Origin of the sequence: Halomonas sp. A11-A (assembly GCF_003182195.1) — a bacterium.
Lineage (GTDB): Bacteria > Pseudomonadota > Gammaproteobacteria > Pseudomonadales > Halomonadaceae > Halomonas > Halomonas alkalicola.
Map to the genome: position 1 here is coordinate 14,303 of NZ_QGTM01000008.1, position 17,584 is coordinate 31,886.

Genomic DNA, 17,584 nt, shown 5'->3' on the forward strand with positions numbered 1-17,584 from the left:
GCCTCCTCGCAGACCTGTCGCCGGATCAGCCCCGAAGATCCCTTTCGACGAGACTGCCTCAGCGCCCACCATGCTCGATGCTATCACCGCCCTGGCCCGGGGCACCCGCCTGGCCTACTCCCGCGGCCTGCGCCGCTATGTCTTCGTGCCCATTGTCATCAACCTGCTGGTCTACGCCGCCATGCTGCGCTACGTGCTGGCCAACTTCGGCGGCTGGCTGGAGGGCTGGATGGCGCAGGTGCCGGGGTGGCTGGCCTGGCTGGAGTGGCTGATCTGGCCGCTGTTCGTGATCAGCCTGGTGGTGATCGTCTTCTTCACCTTCACCCTGGTGACCCACCTGATCGCGGCCCCCTTCTATGGCTTCCTGGCGGCGAAGGTGGAGCGGGTGGCCACCGGCCGGCCGCCGCTGGACGACCGCGGCCTGGCGAAGACCGCCGTGGATGCCCTGGGGCGGGAACTGGTCAAGCTGGCCTACATCGCGCCGCGGGCCCTGCTGCTCCTGCTGATCAGCTGGGTTCCCGGCGTGAACCTCGCCGCCCCGCTGCTCTGGGCGCTCTTCTCGGCCTGGGTGATGGCGATCGCCTACCTGGACTACCCCATGGACAACAACAAGGTGAGCTTCGCCGAGATGCGACGGCGGCTGGCGGCACGCTGGTGGCCGAGCCTCAGCTACGGCGGCTGCGTGACCCTGGTAACCTGGATTCCCCTGGCCAACCTCTTCCTGCTGCCCGGCGCGGTGTCCGGCGCGGTGCTGATGTGGGACCGCCACTACCGGGAGCCGGCGGTCTCAGAGGCTCGCTGAGGACTTCTCGGCGGCCTCAGCCGCGAGTCGCTCGGCGGGGAACAGGCAGCGGAAGCGGGCGCCCTGGCCCGGGCGGGAGTCGATCTCCAGGCGGGCGTCGTGGCGCAGCAGCACATGCTTGACGATGGCGAGGCCAAGCCCGGTGCCGCCGGTGGCGGCGCTGCGCCCCTTGTCGACCCGGTAGAAGCGCTCGGTCAGCCGCGGCAGGTGCACCGGATCGATGCCCTCGCCGTTGTCCTCCACCTCCAGGCAGGCGCCGTCGCCGTGGGGCCGCCAGCGCAGCACGATGCGGCTGCCCTCGGGGGTGTAGCGCACCGCGTTGAAGGCCAGGTTGGAGAGGGCGCTGTGGATCTCCTGCTCGCTGCCGAGCAGTGACCTGGGTTCCACCAGCTCCACCTCGACGGTGTGGCGGCCGGCGGAGAGGGCCGTCGCGTCGCGCTGCACGCTGCCCAGCAGGGCGTCCATGCCCAGCGGGGTGTGGTCCTCGCCGCCGCGGTCGATCTCAAGGCGCGACAGCAGCAGCAGGTCGCTGACCAGGTTCTGCATGCGGCTGGTCTGCTCCTGCATACTGGGCAGCCCCCGGGCGAAGCGCGGCGGCAGCTGGTCGGCGTAGGTGGCGTAGGTCTCCAGGTAGCCGGCCAGCACGGTGAGCGGGGTACGCAGCTCGTGGGAGACATTGGCCACGAAGTCGCGGCGCATCTCCTCCAGGCGGTGCAGGCGGGTGATGTCGCGGGCCATCAGCAGCCGCTCGTCATCGCCGTAGAGGGTGATCTGGAACTGCAGCACCATCTGCTCGTCGATGGGCGAGGGCAGCGTCAGCGGCTCGCGGTAGTCGCGGGCATGGAAGTAGTCGATGAAGCGCGGATCGCGCAGCAGGTTGGTGATGTGGTGGCCGCGGTCATGGGCGGCGTTGAGCCCCAGCATGCGCTCGGCGGCGCTGTTCCACCACTCCATGTCGCCGTGGCGGTCGAGCATCACCACGCTGTCGCGCATCGCCTCGGAGGACTCCTGGATGCGCTTGATGATCCCGAGCAGCCGCTCCTGGGTGTGGCGCTGCCCCTTCTGGTAGCGGTAGAGACGGTCGAACAGCTCGCCCCACACGCCCGTGGTGGCGGGAGGCTCGGCCTGGGGGGTGAGGGTCAGCCAGCGGTGGAGGCGGTAGAGCTGGCGCAGATGAAAGCCCAGGCAGGCCGCGAGGCCGAGGGCCAGGCCCGCCCAGGCATGAGACAGCAGCCATCCCACCAGCAGGCCGATGCCGGCCAGCAGCAGAAGTCGCCATAGCTCCCGCCTCCAGAGGCCCACGTCAGCCCTTGGCGGAGAACCGGTAGCCGGTGCCGCGCACCGTCTGCACCAGGTGCTGGTGGCGCTCGCCCAGCGCCTTGCGCAGGCGGCGGATATGCACGTCCACGGTGCGCTCCTCCACGTAGACGTTGCCGCCCCACACCTGGTCCAGCAGCTGGCTGCGGGTGTAGGCGCGCTCCTGGTGGGTCATGAAGAACTGCAGCAGGCGATACTCGGTGGGGCCCATCTCCACGGGCCTGCCGCTGGCGCTGACCCGGTGGCTCACCGGATCGAGCAGCAGGCCGTCGACCTCCACGGCCTCCTCGACGCCCTGGGGCGTGGCGCGACGCAGCACCGCCTTGAGGCGGGCCACCAGCTCGCGGGGAGAGAAGGGCTTGGTGATGTAGTCGTCGGCGCCGGCCTCCAGCCCCTGGATCTTGTTGTCCTCCTCGCCCTTGGCGGTGAGCATGATGATCGGCAGTTCGGCGGTGGTCGGCTCGCGCTTGAGGCGGCGGGCCAGCTCGATGCCGCTGGTGCCGGGCATCATCCAGTCCAGCAGCACCAGGTCGGGCTGGTGGTCGACCACCATGGCATGGGCGGCCTGGGCGTTGTCCGCCTCGAGGACGCGGTAGTCGGCCATCTCCAGCGCCACCGCGATCATCTCGCGGATCGGCGCCTCATCATCGACGATCAGAACGGTCTTGGCGGTCATCCGGAAGCCTCGGCACAGTGACGGATCGATGACGATCTCACCATGCCAGTATGACACTCGCATGACAGGACCGCCCGCCTGTCATGCGCCGGCGGCCGGCCACAGGCTGAGGGCGATGCCGGCGAACACCAGCAGGCCCGACCAGTGGTTGTTGAGGAAGGCCTGGAAGCAGGGATCGCGCTCGCGCTCGCGGATCAGGAACTGCTGGTGCACGAAGGTGGCCGCCATGCCGGCCAGGCCCAGCCAGAAGAAGCCGCCGAAGCCCAGACGCAGCCCCGCCCAGGCCAGCAGCAGCAGGGTCAGGCCCTGCAGCAGGCCGATCATCAGCCGGTCGGCGCGGCCGAAGAGCACGGCGGTGGACTTGATGCCGATCTTGAGGTCGTCGTCGCGGTCGACCATGGCGTACTGGGTATCGTAGGCCACGGTCCAGGCGACGTTGGCGGCGAACAGCAGCCAGGCCTCGAAGGGCACATGGCCCAGCACCGCGCCGAAGGCCATGGGGATGGCCCAGGAGAAGGCGGCGCCCAGGAAGAGCTGGGGCAGGTGGGTGTAACGCTTCATGAAGGGGTAGATGAAGGCCAGCGCCACCCCCACCAAGGAGAGCATCACGGTGAAGAGGTTGGTGAAGAGCACCAGCACGAAGGCGGCCATCACCAGGATCAGGAACAGCGCCTGGGCCTCGCCCTCGCTGATCCGCCCGGTGGCCAGGGGGCGCAGCCGGGTGCGCTTGACGTGGCCGTCGAAGTGGCGGTCGGCGTAGTCGTTGACCACGCAGCCGGCAGCGCGCATCAGGTAGACCCCGGCGATGAAGATCAGCAGCACGCGGCGGCCGGGGGTGCCCTCGGCGGCCACCCACAGCGCCCACAGGGTGGGCCACATCACCAGCCAGGTGCCGATGGGGCGGTTCAGGCGCATCAGCTGCAGGAAGTCGGGCACCCGGGCGAGGCCCGTGGGGCGCATCAGGGAACGGTCCATCTCTACCTCGTAAGAATGTTCTTTATTGGCAGACGGTGTTAAGCGGCGGGACTGTTCCGGCGACAAGCCTGCGAGGAGGCGCTGTGAATACTTCCTTGTACGCTACCGACGCCATCCCTGGCGTAGGACCTCCTCTTCGGCTTGTCCCCGGCGCCCCGCCCGTCGGCATCGGAGACTGGCCCAGAGCCTAGCGCGAAGGGAGACCGAGGTCATCCGCCATGGCATCCAGGAACCACTCCTGCACCAGCACCCGGAAGTCGCCGCGGCGAAACACCGAGCGGCGCCCCCAGGGCCCCGTGGCGGCGTGGAAGCCGGCGGGGGCGGAGGTCACCTCGATCTCGCCGCGCTCGAGGCCCGGCTGGCGGAACAGCCAGGAGCCCAGCGAGCGCTCGCCCAGGTGGGCCAACTCGTGTTCCGGCAGGCCCGAGAGCGGCGCCACCGAGCGCGCCACCACCCAGGGGTGCTCCCCCAGGCAGAGCGCCACCTCGCGCAGCCAGGCGCGCTGGCCGGGGGCGATGCCCAGCGCCCTGGCCTCGTCGCGGCGGGGCGTGCCGAGGCGCTGGTCGAGCAGCCGGACGCGGAAGGGGCGCGGGGCACCGGCCTCGGTGAGGCGCAGGGTCAGGGAGTCCCGGGAGCCGACCCAGCGGTGCCAGGCGGGGCTCATGGCCGGCCGGGAGGCGGCCAGGGGGATCCAGTGCGCCAGGGCGCAGATGTCGGCAGGTGGCAGGTCGGACACCGTCGGGCTCCGCGTCGCTTCAGGGGCGGCTAGTGTAACATGCGGTGCCATCCCCACCCCTGAGCGAGGAGGCCCATGAGCGCTCCCCTGACCATCATCGGCTCCGGCATGGCCGGCATCGGCCTGCTCCGCCAGCTGCGGGCCCTGGACGCCGAACGCCCCGTGACCCTGATCACCGCTGACGGCGGCGATGACTACGCCAAGCCGCTGCTCTCCACCGGCTTCGCCAAGCGACTGCCGCCGGATCGCCTGGCAGCGCGCAGCGCCCTGCGGGTCGCCGACGAGCTGTGCGCCGTGGTGCGCACCCATACCCGGGTCGAGGCCATCGATACGGCAGCGCGCACCCTGCGGATCGGCGCCGAGCGGCTGCCCTGGGGCGAGCTGGTGCTGGCCACCGGGGCGGCGCCGGCCGTGCCCTTTACGGTGCCCGAGGCCGTGGCCGGGCGGGTCTTCAGCGTCAACGATCTGGACGACTATCGGGTCTTCCACGGGGCGCTCGAGGCGCTGGGTCGGCCGGCGCGGGTGGCGATCATCGGTGCCGGGCTGGTGGGCTGCGAGTTCGCCAACGACCTGCTGGCGGGCGGCCACGAGGTGAGCCTGGTGGCCCCCGAGGCCGCGCCCCTGCCGCGGCTGCTGCCGGTGCCCCTCGGGCGGGCCCTGGGGGAGGCCTTCGAGGAGGCCGGCATGGTACTGGCGCTGGGCACCGGCCTGACGGGCCTGGCGGAGGTCGGGGCGGCCGTGGGGGTCAGCCTGGACGACGGCAGCCGCCTGGAGGCCGACCTGGTGCTGGTGGCCACCGGTCTCAGGCCCCGCACCGCCCTGGCCGAGGCGGCGGGCCTCGCGGTCAGCGCCGCCGGCATCCACACCGACCGCTGCCTGGCCACCTCGGTGCCCGGCATCCACGCCCTGGGCGACGTGGCCTGCGTCGACGGGGTGAATGCCATGTACGTGCAGCCCTTGCAGGCGAGCGCCAAGGCGCTGGCGAGGACCCTGACCGGCATGCCCACCCCGGTCGCCTACGGCCCCTGGCCGGTGGTGGTCAAGACGCCGCTGCTGCCGGTGGTGGCCCTGCCGCCGACCCGCCCGCCGGCGCGCTGGCGCATCGAGGGGGAGGCGGGGGATTTCACCGCCCTGGCGGAATCGGAAGACGGTCGTTTGATCGGATTTGCGTTGACAGGGGCCTGTGTCCGTCGGAAAGTTGAACTGGCGCGGGTTGCGCCGCCGTTGCTAGGCTAGATCTTCGACAGAACAAGACCCCGGCGACAGGCGCCCGGGGAGTATGCCAATACCAGGAGGGCAGTATGCGTAAGCCAGAACTCGCCGCGGCGATTGCCGAGCGTGCCGATCTTTCCAAGGACAAGGCGAGCCAGGTGCTCAACGTGATCCTCGACGAGATCACCGGTAGCGTGGCCCAGGGACAGGATGTGTCGCTGATCGGCTTCGGCACCTTCACCGTGCGTGAGCGTGCGGCGCGCACCGGCAAGAACCCCCAGACCGGCCAGCCGCTGACCATCCCGGCCAGCAAGACGGTGGCCTTCAAGCCGGGCAAGGGCCTCAAGGACGCGGTGGCCAAGTAAGACACAGCAAGGCGCCAGGCGGCCCGCTGCGGTGGGCCGCGGCGGCCTTCCCCTCCATGGATTCGGATTCGGTGGCGAGATCGAAATGAAGCTGCGACTGATGCTCTGGCTGCTGGCCTTCCTGCTCAAGCGCGCCCTGCGCCGCAAGGCCCGCTTCCGCGAGCTGCTGACCGAGATGCGCGGCCTCGATTGGGGCATCGCCACCGAAGACCTCGCCATCGCCCGCCACTACCGGATGACCCCCCGCGGTATCCAGTCCGGGCGCGGCCTGCCGGTGGACCTCGACCTGGAGCTGCGCTTCGAGGACGAGGCCACCGCGCTCCAGGTGCTCAGGAAACCCACCCAGCAGGCCTTCCTCGATGGCATGATGGCAGGCACCGTGCGTCTGGTCGGTGATTCCGCCGATCTGCAGAAGCTCCAGAAGCTCCTCCGGCACCTCTGATCCACCTCTGACCTCTCACCCTCGCCTCGCTGCCCGGCTCCTGGGTCGTGAGGGTTACACCTGCCCGTAGCGGCCCGCCTCCTCGCCCAGCCAGCGCCTGACCAGCGGCCGGCTCGCCTCCGGGTGGATGGCCAGCAGCGCCTCGGCCAGCGGAGCGACGCGCTCCAGCAGGTCGGCGTCGCGCTCCAGGTCGGCGATCTTCATCTGGGCCAGGCCCGTCTGGCGGGTGCCCAGCACCTCGCCGGGGCCGCGCAGCTCGAGGTCCTTCTCGGCGATGCGAAAGCCGTCGTTGGTCTCGCGCATCACCGCCAGGCGCTCCTTGGAGTGGGCGGAGAGCGGCGGGTGATAGAGCAGCACGCAGAAGCTCGCGGTGGAGCCGCGCCCCACCCGGCCGCGCAGCTGGTGCAGCTGGGAGAGCCCAAGCCTCTCGGGGTTCTCGATGATCATCAGGCTGGCGTTGGGCACGTCGACCCCCACCTCGATCACCGTGGTGGCCACCAGCAGGTCCAGCTCGCCGGCCTTGAAGGCGTCCATCACCGTGGCCTTCTCGGCGGCCTTCATGCGCCCGTGCACCAGGCCGATGGCCAGTTCCGGCAGAGCCTCGGTGAGCTCGTCCCGGGTCGCCTCGGCGGCCTGGCACTCCAGCACCTCGGACTCCTCGATCAGGGTGCAGACCCAGTAGGCCTGTCGCCCCTCGGCGCAGGCGTGGCGGATGCGTGCCACCACCTCGGGGCGCCGCTCGTCGGGCATCGCCACCGTCTTCACCGGGGTGCGCCCGGGGGGCAGCTCGTCGATGATCGAGACGTCGAGGTCGGCGTAGGCGCTCATCGCCAGGGTGCGGGGAATGGGGGTCGCGGTCATCACCAGCTGGTGGGGCGTCAGGCCCCCGGCCTCGCCCTTCTCCCGCAGGGCCAGGCGCTGGTGCACCCCGAAGCGATGCTGCTCGTCGACGATGGCCAGGCCCAGGCGCTGGAAGTGCACGTCGCCCTGGAAGAGGGCATGGGTGCCCACCACCATGCGCGCGCGGCCGTCCTGGATGGCCGCCTTGGTGTCCAGGCGCGCCTTGCCCTTGAGCTTGCCGGAGAGCCAGGCCACCTCGATGCCCAGCGGTTCGAACCAGGCCCGGAAGGCACGGTAGTGCTGCTCGGCGAGGATCTCGGTGGGCGCCATCATCGCCGCCTGGCAGTCGCCGGCGATGGCGGAGAGCGCGGCCATGGCGGCCACCACCGTCTTGCCGGAGCCCACGTCGCCCTGCACCAGGCGCAGCATGGGCACCTCCCGGGCCAGGTCAGCGCCGATCTCGTCGAGCACCCGGCGCTGGGCGCCGGTCAGCGAGAAGGGCAGCTGGGTCAGGAAGCGCGCCTGCAGGCCGCGCCCGGAGGGCAGCGCCGGGGCGCCATCCTCCTGGATGCGCAGGCGCACCGCCTGCAGGCTCAGGCGGTGGGCCAGCAGCTCCTCCAGGGCCAGGCGGCGGCTGGCGGGGTGGCGGCCGCTGGCCAGGGCCTCGGCATCCACCTCCGGCGTCGGCTGGTGCAGCACGTGCAGGCAGTGGTGCAGCTCGGGCAGGCGGAAGCGGGCGCGCAGGTCCTCGGTGATCCAGTCCGGCAGCGCCTCGGGATGGGCCTCGAGCAGGGCCAGGGCCTGCTCGATCAGCGCCCGCAGGCGGGTCTGGTGGAGCCCCTCGGTGGCTGGGTAGATGGGGGTCAGGTGATCCTCCACAGGCGGGGCGTCGGCCTTGAGCAGGCGATACTCGGGGTGGTAGAGCTCGAGCCCGGTAGCCCCGGCGCGGGCCTCGCCGAAGCAGCGCAGCCAGCTGCCGGGCTGGAACTGCTGCTGCTGGGCCGGCGAGAAGTGGAAGAAGCGCAGGCTGAGCAGTCCCGAGCCGTCGCGCAGCCGCACCAGCAGGCTGCGGCGGCGCCCGCGCACCACCTCGGCGGCGACCACCTCGCCCTCCACCACCGCCTCGTGGCCGGCGCGCAGGGTGCCGATGGGGGTGATGCGGGTGCGGTCCTGGTAGCGCAGCGGCAGGTGGAAGAGCAGGTCGGCCACGCTCTCGAGGCGCAGCCGGGCCAGCTTCAGGGCCAGCGCCTCGCCAACCCCCTTGAGCGATGTGACCGGCGCGTCGAGTGCATTCATGCCGGCATGGGGTCGGCCTCGCGGCAGCGGGCGATGGCCTCGGTCACGGCGTCGATCGCCTTGGGCCGCGGGAAGCTGGCCCGCCAGGCGATGGCCACGGTGCGCGAGGGTGCGGGGGGAGCGAAGGGGCGGCTGACCAGCAGGCCGCTCTCGTAGTGGACGGTGCCGATGGCCGAGCGGGGCAGCACGGTGATGCCCAGCTTGGAGGCCACCATGTGGCGGATGGTCTCCAGCGACCCCCCTTCGGCGGTGAGGGTGTTGTTGGGGCTGGCCAGCTTCTGGCTGATGGCCGGGCAGGCCTCGAGGATCTGGTCGCGGAAGCAGTGCCCCTCGCCGAGCAGCAGCAGCCGCTCCTTGAGCAGCTCCTCCTTGTGGACGACCTCGCGCTCGGCCCAGGGGTGGTCGGCGGGCAGCAGCACCTCGAAGGCCTCCTCGTAGAGCGCCTTGGTCAGCACGTCGGTCTCGGTGAAGGGCAGCGCCACGATGATGGCGTCCAGCTCGCCGCTTCTCAGCTTGCGGCGCAGGTTGCCGGTGAAGCCTTCCTCGATGTAGAGCGGCATCTGCGGCGCGCCGCGGCGCAGCTCGGGCACCAGGTGCGGGAAGAGGTAGGGGCCGATGGTGTAGATGGCGCCGAGCCGCAGGGGACTGGCCAGCTGGTCCTTGCCGGCGTTGGCCAGCTCCTTGATCACGCTGGTCTGCTCCAGCACCCGCTGGGCCTGCTCGACGATCTTCTCGCCCAGCGGCGTCACCTGGACGGTGGACTTGGAGCGCTCGAAGAGGGCCACGCCCAGCTCCTCCTCGAGCTTCTTCACCGCCACGGAGAGGGTCGGCTGGGAAACGAAGCAGCGCTCGGCGGCGCGTCCGAAGTGGCGCTCCTGGGCGAGTGTCACGATGTAGCGGAGTTCTGTTAGAGTCATCGTGGTTGCCTTGCAGGCATCCTCTTGAAATTCCAATAGGGACTTTTTATCAGGGGGCAGGGAAAAGGTGAAGACAACAACGCTGATTCTAGGCTGTGGGGATATCGGGATCGGGCTTGGCCAGCGGCTCAAGGCGGCCGGCCAGCGGGTAGTAGGCGTGCGCCGCAACGTGGCCGCGCTGGAGGGCAGCGGCCTCGAGGCCGCCGGTGCGGACCTCACCGATCCCACCAGTCTCGCCGCCCTGCCCGATGCCGACGTGCTGGTCTACGTGGCCAGCGCCGACCACTTCGAGGAGGAGGCCTACCGCGCCGCCTACCCCGCGGGGCTCAAGGCGGTGCTGGAGGAGTTCGGCGCCCGCAAGAAGACGCCGAAGCGGGTCTTCTTCGTCTCCTCCACCAGCGTCTACCCCCAGCAGGCCGGTGAGGAGGTGGACGAGGCGAGCCCGGCCGAGCCCACCGGCTTCGCCGGCGCCCTGATGCGCGAGGCCGAGCAGGCGCTGCTCGACCATCCCCTGCCCGGCACCGCGGTGCGCTTCTCGGGCATCTATGGCCCCGGCCGCGATCGGCTGATCCGCCAGGTGAGCGAGGGGCGCATCGCCCCGGAAAGCCCCGCGATGTACACCAACCGCATCCACCGCGACGACTGCGTCGGGGTACTGGCCCATCTGATCGAGCGCAGCCTGGCTGACGAGCCCGTCGACGACCTCTACCTGGCCAGCGACTGTGAGCCGGCGCCGCTCCACGAGGTGATGACCTGGCTGGCGAAGCAGCTCAAGGTGGAGGCCACCGAGACCATCCAGTCGCCGCTGCGCCGCCGCGCCAGCAAGCGCTGCGACAACTCTCGGCTGCTGGAGAGCGGCTACGAGTTCCGCTACCCCAGCTACCGCGAGGGCTATGCCCAGGTGCTCAGGGAGGGTGGCTTCCTGCCCGAAAAGGCCTGATCGCCATGGGGCCACGCGGTCGCTTGATCCCTGGCGGGCTGGGGTTACAGTGGGAAGCGGTAGCCCAGCGTCAGGGTCTCGAAGCCGTCATTCGGCCGCTTGATCCCGCCGTTGGAGTAGTGGGTCAGCGCCAGGGAGAGCTCCCCGCCGGCCCAGGGCATCCCCACCGCCAGGCGGTCCTCGAACTGGAAGGCGGTGGAGAGGTTGCGCGCCTCCACCCGGGTCTTGAGGAAGAGGGCGCCACCGATGCCCCCCTCCACGAAGAGCTCGCGCTCGCCGGGGAAGGTCCAGCGCAGCGCCGGCGACAGCAGCAGGGCGGCGTTGTCGTCCTGCTGTTCGCCGGAGAGCAGCAGCAGGCCGGTGGCCAGTCGCAGGTCCAGCCTGGGGTGCAGGCTGGTCAGCGGAACGAGGCGGTCGACCTCCATCTTGAGGGCGATCGTGGATTCACTGGTGGCGCCAACGGCGACTTGAAGATCGGCCATGGCCGGGCTGCCGGCCAGCAGCAGCGTTAGGGCGGCGCAGGCCGCCCGATGCGACACGAGAGACATTCCCTTCCCCCTCCATGACCCGGATGGCTCAGCTGGCCCGAGTGTGCGCCATAGACGCGTAGCGCACCCCCTGGCCGTCGTTGATCGAATGAATCAGCGTCACCTGATTATAGGCCCACTCGAGCTCCACGTCCGGCAGGTCGTCGGCCTGGAGCCGCTCGCGCAGCCCCGGCGGCGGCATCTGCGCCAGGAAGAGCCGCATGGGGCTTTCAGTCGCCGATGACCATCACGGCTTCCGCCTCGAACTGCGCGCCCTTGGGCAGCGCCTTCACGCCCACCGCGGCGCGGGCCGGGTAGGGCTTGGCGAAGAACTCCTCCATCACCTTGTTGACCACGGCGAAGTTGTCCAGGTCGACCAGGTAGAGGTTGAGCTTGACGATCTCGCCCAGGGAGCCCGCGGCCTCCTCGCAGACGGCCTTGAGGTTGGTGAAGACCTGGCGGGCCTGGGCCTCGAAGTCGTCGGAGACGAGCTCCATGGTGGCCGGGTCCAGGGGAATCTGGCCGGAGAGGTAGATGGTGTTGCCGGCCTTGATGGCCTGGGAGTAGGGGCCGATGGCGGCGGGGGCCTGGTCGGTGTTGATCACGGCCTTGTTGCTCATGGTGTGCTCCGTCGGTTGGTTGCTGCTCGGGATAATCGAAAATGGCCCGGCCCGCCCCGGCCGGGAAAGCTCAGTTGCCGAGTCGGGTGATGCGCCCGACGTGGGAGAGGTTGCGCAGCCGCTTGATGATGCGCGCCAGGTGCACGCGGTTGCGGACCGCCAGGGTCAGGTTGACCGTGGCCAGGCGCGCGTCGCGCTCCTCGATGCCGATGCGCTCGATGTTGGCATCGGCGTCGGTGACCACGCCGGCCAGCTCAGCCACCAGGCCGCGACGGCTCTCCACCTCCAGGCGCAGCGCCACGGGGAAGTCCTCGGCGATGTCGTCGGACCACTCCAGGGCAAACAGCTTGTCCGGGTCGTTCCTGAGTTCGCCCAGGTTACGGCACTCGGCGCGATGCACCACGATGCCCTTGCCCACCGAGAGATGGCCGATGACGGTATCGCCGGGCAACGGGTGGCAGCAGCGGGCGAATTTGATCACCATGCCTTCGGCGCCGCTGATCAGGATGGGGCCATGGGCACGCGGCTCGCCTTTGTCCGCGGGGCGCTCGCCGTGCTGCAGGTCGAGCAGGCGGCGCGCCACCACATGGGCGACCCGGGTGCCCAGGCCGATGGATTCCAGTAGGACATCCTCGTTCTTCAGGCCGAGCTCGCCCAGCAGCGCGGCCAGCGGCCCCTCGGGGAGCTCCTCAAGGCTGGTCTCGAACTCCGCCAGGGACTTGTTGAGCAGCCGCCGGCCCAGCTGCACCGCCTCGGTATGCTGCTGGTGCTTGAGGGCGTGGCGGATCGCCGAGCGCGCCTTGGCGGTGGCCACGAAGTTGAGCCAGCTGAGGTTGGGACGCGCCCCCGGAGCGGTGATGATCTCCAGTGTCTGGCCGCTCTCCAGCCGGGTGGAGAGCGGGGCCAGGTGGCGGTCGATGCGACAGGCGATGGTGCTGTTGCCGATATCGGTATGCACCGAATAGGCGAAGTCGATCACCGTGGCGCCCTGGGGCAGCTCCATGATGTCGCCCTTGGGCGTGAACACGTAGATATCGTCCGGGAAGAGGTCGTTCTTGACGTGCTCGATGAACTCCAGGGAGTCGCCGGCATGGCGCTGCATCTCCAGCAGCCCCTTGATCCAGGAGCGGGCCCGGGCGTGGCTGCCCTCGGCGATGGGGTGCTGGGTCTGGCCGGCCTTGTAGAGCCAGTGGGCGGCGATGCCGTTGTTGGCCATGGCCTCCATCTCGCGGGTGCGGATCTGCACCTCGATGGGCATGCCATTGGCGCCGAACAGGGTGGTGTGCAGGCTCTGGTAGCCGTTGGCCTTGGGGATGGCGATGTAGTCCTTGAAGCGCCCCGGCACCGGCTTGTAGAGGTTGTGCACCACGCCCAGGATGCGATAGCAGCTGTCGACGTCCTCGGTGATGATGCGGAAGCCGAAGACGTCCATGATCTCGTTGAACGACTTGCGCTGGTCGCGCATCTTCTTGTAGATCGACAGCAGGTGCTTCTGGCGGCCGACCACGGTACCGGCCAGCCCCTCGTCATCGAGGCTCTGCTGCAGGGTGTTCTGGATCTGGCGGATCGCCGAGCGGCGGTTCCCCCGGGCGCTGGAGACGGCGCGCTTGATGCGCTCGGCGCGCATGGGGTGCAGCGCCTGGAAGGAGAGGTCCTCCAGCTCCACGCGGATGGTGTTGATGCCCAGGCGGCTGGCGATGCGGGCGTAGATCTCCAGGGTCTCGCGGGCGATGCGGCGCTTCTTCTCCGGGCGCAGCGCCCCCAGGGTACGCATGTTGTGCAGGCGGTCGGCCAGCTTGACGATGATGACCCGGATGTCCCGGGACATCGCCAGCACCATCTTCTGGAAGTTCTCGGCCTGGGCAACCGCCTTGTCCTCGAAGGCGATCTGGGTCAGCTTGGAGACCCCGTCGACGAGCTCCGCCACCGGCTTGCCGAACTGCTCGGCCAGCGCCTCCTTGCCGACCCCGGTATCCTCGATGACGTCGTGCAGCATGGCCGCCATTAGGCTCTGATGGTCCATGTGCATGTTGGCGAGGATATTGGCGACGGCGAGGGGGTGGGTGACATAGGGCTCGCCGGAGCGCCGGCGCTGGCCGTCGTGGGCCTGCTCGGCATAGTAGAAGGCGCGCTTGACCTGCTGGATCTCGCTCTGGGGAAGGTAGCCGCCGAGACGGTCGGCCAGGTCATCGATGGTGAACATGCGGCGCGCCCTGATTCCTGCGTGAGTGTCCTGACAAGGATGACGGCGCCGCGGCGCCGTCTTGGATCACTCCTCGCCGGCGCCGCCGAAGTAGGGCTCGCGCACCGGACGCACGGCGGGCTCGACCGGCTCGTCGAGGACGCTTTCGTCAACCAGGCCGGCGGCGATCTCGCGCAGGGCGACCACGGTGGGCTTGTCGTTCTCCCAGGGCAGCAGGGCATCGCGGGAGCCGCGTGCCAGCTGACGTGCGCGCTGGGCGGCGATCATCACCAGCTTGAAGCGGTTCTCGACATGTTCCAGACAATCTTCGACTGTGACTCGCGCCATGGGGGGTGCCTTCCTGTAAAGCCTGCGGGAACCCGGCGCTGCACACGCGGTGGGCGTGTGGACGGATTCCACCTATGGGTAGACCGGATAGGTTACTCGACTGCCGGTTACCCTGACAAGCGCTGCAGTGCAGCGCCTGTCAGGCTCAGCAGTGCAGCGCCTGTCAGGCTCAGCAGAGCAGCGCCTGCAGCAGCGGGGCATGGGCCTGGCTGGCTCGCTCGTGGCGCAGCCGCTGGGCGATCACCAGCGCCTGGAGTTCGCGCAGGGCGGAGGTGAAGTCGTCGTTGATCACCAGGTAGTCGTACTCGTCGTGGTGGGACATCTCGCTGACCGCGTCGCGCATGCGCCGCTGGATCACCGCGTGCTCGTCGGTGCCGCGGCTGGCCAGGCGGCGCTCCAGTTCCTCCCGGGAGGGGGGAAGGATGAAGATGGAGACCGCATCGGGCATCTGCTGGCGCACCTGGCGGGCGCCCTGCCAGTCGATCTCCAGGATCACGTCCTGGCCGGCGGCCAGGGCGGCCTGCACCGCCGGGCGCGAGGTGCCATAGTAGTTGTCGAAGACCCGGGCGTGTTCGAAGAACTCGCCGCGCTCGATCATCGCCTCGAAGGTCGCCACGTCCACGAAGTGGTAGTTGACCCCGTCCACCTCGCCGTTGCGGCGCTCGCGGGTGGTGTGCGACACCGACACCTGGATGCCGTCGAGGCTCTCGATCAGCTCGCGCACCAGGCTGGTCTTGCCGGCGCCTGAGGGGGCGGAAACGATGAAGAGGGTACCCTGGGGCATGGTCGGCATCCCTGTGTGACAGCTGGATGAAGCGGCATGGGCCGAAGGAAAGCGCGCAGTATCGCATGAATCGGCGGCGCGCTGCAGGCCTACCGGGCCCTCGAATGCCCGGAAATCAGATGATTCAGCTCTTCCAGGTAGGCCTCCAGAACCAGGTTGGGCGGCCCGCTCTTGCGAGTGATGGCGCTGTAGCGGGTGACATAGTGCCACGCCTCCGGGTTCAGGGCCTTCATCTGGCGGCTGAGGACCCAGCGTTCGGCATAGTGCGTCGGCAGATAACCGATAAAGCGCCGAGAGAGGATCAGGAAGGCGACCCCTTCTCGGTCGGTGGCCGAGGCGGTGGGGTTGAGCCACTCATGCTGTGCCTTGATCGTCGGCGACTGGGCGTAGGCCGGCACCACGGCGTCGTGTTCTGCCAGCTGCTCGGCGGTGATGGGGTCGGCCAAGAAGAGCGGGTGGCCTGCCGCGCAGTACAGCCGCGAGGTCTCCTCGTACAGCGGCAGATAGGTGAGCCCCGGCAGCGTCTTCAGCGCGGGCACCACCCCGGCATGCAGGCGACCGTCGAGCACCCCCCGTTCGATCTCGCTGGGCGGGATCATGCGGATGTTGATCCGCACCTCCGGGCCTCGGTCCTTGAGGGCGCTCAGCGCATGGGTGATGTGCATCTCCGGCATGCTCACCAGGTTGTCGGTGATGCCGATATTGAGCTCTCCCTTCAGCCAGGCGTGCAGCCCATTGACCCGGGTGCGAAAGCCCTCCATCGCGGCGAGCAGCTGCAGGCTCGCCTGGTACACCTCGGCGCCCTCGTCGGTCAGCGCGAAGCCTCCGCGCCCGCGCTGGCAGAGCCGCAGCCCCAGCCGCGTCTCGAGATCCTTCATGGCCATGCTGATCGCCGCCCGGCTGATGCCCAACTCCACCTCAGCGGCGGAAAAGCCCCCGCACTCCACCACCTTGCGGTAGATGCGGATCAGGCGCAGCTCGGCATCCCCCGGCAGGCCCATGGGGGCATGCTTGCTCATGGCTCTCTCCGGCGGGTTTCTGTCAACTGGAAGGTTACATGAATTCAATCAATCATGAATTTAACTGACGCATGGCGTTGCCTAGTCTGAAGGCAGGACTCACGGCTCGATCCACAACGAGATCTACAACGACAAGGTTCCGCGAGGCAACGTCATGACCGCACAAGCCTTTCCCTATGCCGCCGGGCTCTCCACCGAGCAGCTCGACGCCTACTGGATGCCCTACACGGGTAACCGCCAGTTCAAACGCGACCCGCGCATCATCGTCGGCGCCGACGGCAGCTACTTCACCGATGACCAGGGGCGGCGCATCTTCGATGGACTCTCGGGGCTCTGGACCTGCGGCGCAGGCCACGGCCGCCCGGAGATCACCGAGGCCGTCAGCCGGCAGCTGCGCCAGCTCGACTACGCCCCGGCCTTCCAGTTTGGCCACCCGAAGGCCTTCGAGCTCGCCCACCGCCTCCGCGAGCTGACCCCGCAGGGGCTGGATCACGTCTTCTTCACCGGCTCCGGCTCGGAGAGCGCCGATACGGCGCTCAAGATCGCTCGCGCCTACTGGCGCAAGAAGGGCAAGCCGACCAAGACCAAGCTGATCGGCCGCGCCAAGGGCTACCACGGGGTCAACTTCGGCGGCATCAGCGTGGGCGGGATCGGGCCCAACCGCGCCCCGTTCGGCCAGGGCATCGACGCCGACCATCTGCCCCATACCCTGATGGCCGAGAACGCCTTCACCCGCGGCATGCCCGAGCGCGGCGCAGAGAAGGCCGAAGAGCTGCTCGAGCTGATCGCCCTGCACGACGCCTCCAATATCGCCGCGGTGATTGTCGAACCCCTGGCCGGCTCCGCCGGGGTGATTCCTCCCCCGAAGGGCTACCTCAAGCGCCTGCGGGAGATCTGCGATCAGCATGAGATCCTGCTGATCTTCGACGAGGTGATCACCGGCCTGGGGCGCATGGGCGCCATGACCGGCGCCGAGGAGTTCGGCGTCACGCCCGATATCCTGAACGTGGCCAAGCAGCTCACCAACGGCGCGGTGCCCATGGGCGGGGTCATCGTCCAGGGCGAGATCTACCACACCTTCATGGAGCAGGGCGGCCCCGACTACATGCTCGAGCTGCCCCATGGCTACACCTACTCCGGCCACCCGGTGGCCTGTGCCGCGGCCCTGGCGTCCCTCGACGTGCTGGAGAATGACCGCCTGGTCGAGCGGGTCAGGCAGATCAGCCCGGTCTTCGAGGAGGCCCTGCACGGTCTCAAGGGCACCCGCTATATCAGCGATATTCGCAACTACGGGCTGGCCGGTGCCCTGCAGATCGAGGCCTACCCCGGCGAGCCGGCGCGGCGCCCCTTCGAGATCGCCATGAAGTGCTGGGAGAAGGGCTTCTACGTGCGCTACGGCGGCGACACCATCCAGCTCGGCCTGCCGTTCATCGTCGAGCGCGAGGAGATCGATCGCCTGGTCAATGCCCTGGGTGAGGCGATAGGCGAGCTGGACTGAACCGGGCCGCCCCTCCAGGCAGACCCCTTCCCGCCAGACCCCTTCGCCACCCCGCCTCGCCTGACTAGCAGGCGTGGCGGGGTGTGTC

Annotated in this window: 19 protein-coding genes; 6 read left to right on the forward strand and 13 right to left on the reverse strand. The window is 69.4% G+C overall.

Going from position 1 to position 17,584, the window contains the following annotated elements:
• Positions 1-70: 70 nt before the first annotated feature.
• On the forward strand, positions 71-802 hold the full coding sequence (cysZ, locus tag DER72_RS07725; RefSeq protein WP_110069423.1) for a sulfate transporter CysZ: 732 nt from the start codon (positions 71-73) through the stop codon (positions 800-802).
• On the opposite strand, the gene phoR is transcribed toward cysZ, so the two are convergent.
• The 4 genes from phoR to DER72_RS07745 form a co-directional block, all read right to left on the reverse strand.
• A complete protein-coding gene (phoR, locus tag DER72_RS07730) occupies positions 788-2,104 on the reverse strand; it encodes a phosphate regulon sensor histidine kinase PhoR (protein WP_110069424.1) in 1,317 nt (438 codons plus the stop codon). The genes cysZ and phoR overlap by 15 nt on opposite strands.
• Before the next feature lies 1 nt (position 2,105).
• Positions 2,106-2,795 (reverse strand): phosphate regulon transcriptional regulator PhoB, encoded by a 690-nt coding sequence (gene phoB, locus DER72_RS07735; protein ID WP_110069425.1) that lies wholly within the window; start codon positions 2,793-2,795, stop codon positions 2,106-2,108.
• Positions 2,796-2,876: 81 nt separating this feature from the next.
• The gene (gene ubiA, locus DER72_RS07740) at positions 2,877-3,770 is read right to left on the reverse strand and encodes a 4-hydroxybenzoate octaprenyltransferase (RefSeq protein WP_110069426.1); all 894 of its coding nucleotides are present in this window, start codon (positions 3,768-3,770) and stop codon (positions 2,877-2,879) included.
• Between the two features lie 187 nt (positions 3,771-3,957).
• Positions 3,958-4,497 (reverse strand): chorismate--pyruvate lyase family protein, encoded by a 540-nt coding sequence (locus tag DER72_RS07745; protein ID WP_375153268.1) that lies wholly within the window; start codon positions 4,495-4,497, stop codon positions 3,958-3,960.
• Between the two features lie 84 nt (positions 4,498-4,581).
• Between DER72_RS07745 and DER72_RS07750 the strand changes: the two genes are divergently transcribed.
• The 3 genes from DER72_RS07750 to DER72_RS07760 all read left to right on the forward strand — a co-directional run bounded on the left by DER72_RS07750 (position 4,582) and on the right by DER72_RS07760 (position 6,525).
• On the forward strand, positions 4,582-5,742 hold the full coding sequence (locus DER72_RS07750; protein ID WP_110069427.1) for an FAD-dependent oxidoreductase: 1,161 nt from the start codon (positions 4,582-4,584) through the stop codon (positions 5,740-5,742).
• 65 nt (positions 5,743-5,807) lie between these two features.
• Positions 5,808-6,083, forward strand: coding sequence for an HU family DNA-binding protein (locus DER72_RS07755; RefSeq protein ID WP_110069428.1), 276 nt, complete (start codon positions 5,808-5,810; stop codon positions 6,081-6,083).
• Between the two features lie 85 nt (positions 6,084-6,168).
• The gene (locus DER72_RS07760; protein ID WP_110069429.1) at positions 6,169-6,525 is read left to right on the forward strand and encodes a hypothetical protein; all 357 of its coding nucleotides are present in this window, start codon (positions 6,169-6,171) and stop codon (positions 6,523-6,525) included.
• A gap of 54 nt (positions 6,526-6,579) precedes the next feature.
• Here DER72_RS07760 and recG read toward each other — a convergent pair whose 3' ends face one another.
• On the reverse strand, positions 6,580-8,661 hold the full coding sequence (gene recG, locus DER72_RS07765; RefSeq protein ID WP_110069430.1) for an ATP-dependent DNA helicase RecG: 2,082 nt from the start codon (positions 8,659-8,661) through the stop codon (positions 6,580-6,582).
• Positions 8,658-9,578: a hydrogen peroxide-inducible genes activator gene (locus DER72_RS07770; RefSeq protein WP_110069431.1), complete on the reverse strand. Its 921-nt coding sequence runs from the start codon at positions 9,576-9,578 to the stop codon at positions 8,658-8,660. Before DER72_RS07770 ends, recG begins: the two co-directional genes overlap by 4 nt.
• Positions 9,579-9,645: 67 nt before the next feature.
• Here DER72_RS07770 and DER72_RS07775 point away from each other — a divergent pair, with 67 nt between their 5' ends.
• Positions 9,646-10,518 carry an SDR family oxidoreductase gene (locus tag DER72_RS07775; RefSeq protein ID WP_110069432.1) on the forward strand — a complete coding sequence of 291 codons (873 nt, stop codon included), beginning with the start codon at positions 9,646-9,648 and terminating at the stop codon, positions 10,516-10,518.
• Between the two features lie 44 nt (positions 10,519-10,562).
• On the opposite strand, the gene DER72_RS07780 is transcribed toward DER72_RS07775, so the two are convergent.
• The 7 genes from DER72_RS07780 to DER72_RS07805 all read right to left on the reverse strand — a co-directional run bounded on the left by DER72_RS07780 (position 10,563) and on the right by DER72_RS07805 (position 15,998).
• Entirely contained in the window at positions 10,563-11,066 is a 504-nt protein-coding gene (locus DER72_RS07780; protein WP_110069433.1) for an acyloxyacyl hydrolase, read from the reverse strand.
• A gap of 28 nt (positions 11,067-11,094) precedes the next feature.
• Complete coding sequence (locus DER72_RS16150) at positions 11,095-11,268, reverse strand: hypothetical protein (protein WP_181395624.1); 174 nt, start codon at positions 11,266-11,268, stop codon at positions 11,095-11,097.
• A 7-nt stretch (positions 11,269-11,275) separates the two neighbouring features.
• Entirely contained in the window at positions 11,276-11,665 is a 390-nt protein-coding gene (locus DER72_RS07785) for a RidA family protein (RefSeq protein ID WP_110069434.1), read from the reverse strand.
• Between the two features lie 70 nt (positions 11,666-11,735).
• Positions 11,736-13,868 carry a bifunctional (p)ppGpp synthetase/guanosine-3',5'-bis(diphosphate) 3'-pyrophosphohydrolase gene (locus DER72_RS07790; protein ID WP_110069435.1) on the reverse strand — a complete coding sequence of 711 codons (2,133 nt, stop codon included), beginning with the start codon at positions 13,866-13,868 and terminating at the stop codon, positions 11,736-11,738.
• A gap of 66 nt (positions 13,869-13,934) precedes the next feature.
• Positions 13,935-14,195 carry a DNA-directed RNA polymerase subunit omega gene (gene rpoZ, locus DER72_RS07795; protein ID WP_110069436.1) on the reverse strand — a complete coding sequence of 87 codons (261 nt, stop codon included), beginning with the start codon at positions 14,193-14,195 and terminating at the stop codon, positions 13,935-13,937.
• A gap of 169 nt (positions 14,196-14,364) precedes the next feature.
• Entirely contained in the window at positions 14,365-14,979 is a 615-nt protein-coding gene (gene gmk / locus DER72_RS07800) for a guanylate kinase (protein ID WP_110069437.1), read from the reverse strand.
• 89 nt (positions 14,980-15,068) lie between these two features.
• Positions 15,069-15,998: a LysR family transcriptional regulator gene (locus tag DER72_RS07805; RefSeq protein WP_110069438.1), complete on the reverse strand. Its 930-nt coding sequence runs from the start codon at positions 15,996-15,998 to the stop codon at positions 15,069-15,071.
• A gap of 154 nt (positions 15,999-16,152) precedes the next feature.
• Here DER72_RS07805 and DER72_RS07810 point away from each other — a divergent pair, with 154 nt between their 5' ends.
• Positions 16,153-17,496 carry an aspartate aminotransferase family protein gene (locus DER72_RS07810; protein ID WP_110069439.1) on the forward strand — a complete coding sequence of 448 codons (1,344 nt, stop codon included), beginning with the start codon at positions 16,153-16,155 and terminating at the stop codon, positions 17,494-17,496.
• Positions 17,497-17,584: the final 88 nt, after the last annotated feature.